This is a genomic window from Intestinibacter sp., from assembly GCF_051866655.1.
In the GTDB taxonomy this organism is placed as follows: Bacteria; Bacillota; Clostridia; order Peptostreptococcales; family Peptostreptococcaceae; genus Intestinibacter.
Genome location: NZ_JBJDXL010000135.1, coordinates 1 through 1449 on the forward strand (window position 1 = coordinate 1; position 1449 = coordinate 1449).

Sequence of the window (1449 nt, forward strand, 5' to 3'; positions counted from 1 at the left end):
CATCCTAAAACATTTGAAACTGTCATACCCATTATACCTATTTCGCTTAATGCGTCTTTTAAATCCTTAAATTTATCTTGATCTGTTATTATTTCTATCTTAGTTAATTTGATATCAGAAGCAGTTACGCTAGAATCACGATTATTGCTTACTAATTGAACAGGAACAGCTCTGTCGACAGAAACTTTTTCTTGTGCAGTTTTTAATTTTTTAACTGTACTAGCTTTAGCAAAGTCTGCATATGCACTTGATAAACCATGTTCTAATTTGTCAAGACCGACAACCTCTTCTTCTTCTGTAACTCTAAGTCCTAATGTAGCGTCGATTACCTTGAATAATACAGTAGTAGTAGCAACTACCCAAGCTATAACTGCTACAACACCTAAGCATTGAACGCCTAATAGAGTAAATCCACCGCCGTAAACAAGACCACCATCTACAGCGAATACACCAGTTAATATTGTACCTAAGGCACCACATACACCGTGAACACCTATCGCACCGACTGGGTCATCTATTTTTAATTTTTGATCTACAAATTCTATTGCGACAACTACTGCTACACCAGCTATTATACCGATTATGCAAGCACCGACTGGATTGACAACAGCACAGCCTGCTGTTATAGCGACAAGACCTGCAAGAGAACCATTTAATGTCATTGAAACATCTGGTTTTTTGTATTTTACCCAAGTGAATATCATTGTAGTAACAGTAGCAGCTGCAGCAGCTATGTTAGTAGTCATAAATACGCTACCTGCTAATACTATAGATTCATCGCCTGTCATAGAAACAGTTGAACATCCATTGAATCCAAACCAACAGAACCATAATATGAAAACTCCTAGAGCTCCTAAAGTTATGTTGTGACCTGGTATAGCTTTTACGTTACCATCCTTGTCTATTTTACCGATACGAGGTCCTAGTATTCTAGCACCAACTAAAGCGGCTACACCACCGACCATATGAACTGCAGTAGATCCAGCGAAATCAATAAATCCTAATTGAGAAAGCCATCCGCCGCCCCATATCCAGTGACCTGATATAGGATAAATAACTGCACTTATTACTATAGAATAAGCTAAATAAGATTTAAATTTAGTTCTTTCTGCCATAGCTCCTGATACTATAGTAGCAGCAGTAGCACAGAATACTGTTTGGAATATAACAAATGCCCAAGATGGATATCCACCTGCAACACCGTAATCGCCTTGAATAAAGAAATCAAATCCGCCGATAAATTTACCGCTACCAGCAAACATTAAACCAAATCCTAAGATCCAAAATATCAACGAACCACAAGCGAAGTCCATTAAATTTTTCATTATAATATTACCTGCATTTTTCGCTCTAGTAAATCCAGTTTCAACCATTGCAAATCCTGCTTGCATAAAGAATACAAGAGCAGCTCCTAATAATACCCATATCGTATCTACTGATGAATACATA

1 protein-coding gene is annotated in these 1449 nt (G+C 37.3%); it reads right to left on the reverse strand.

All coding sequences use genetic code 11. The features are described from left to right. Window positions 1–1449, reverse strand: a 1449-nt coding sequence (locus ACI3VO_RS03815) for an ammonium transporter (RefSeq protein ID WP_439756651.1), incomplete at both ends; no start/stop codon positions are given.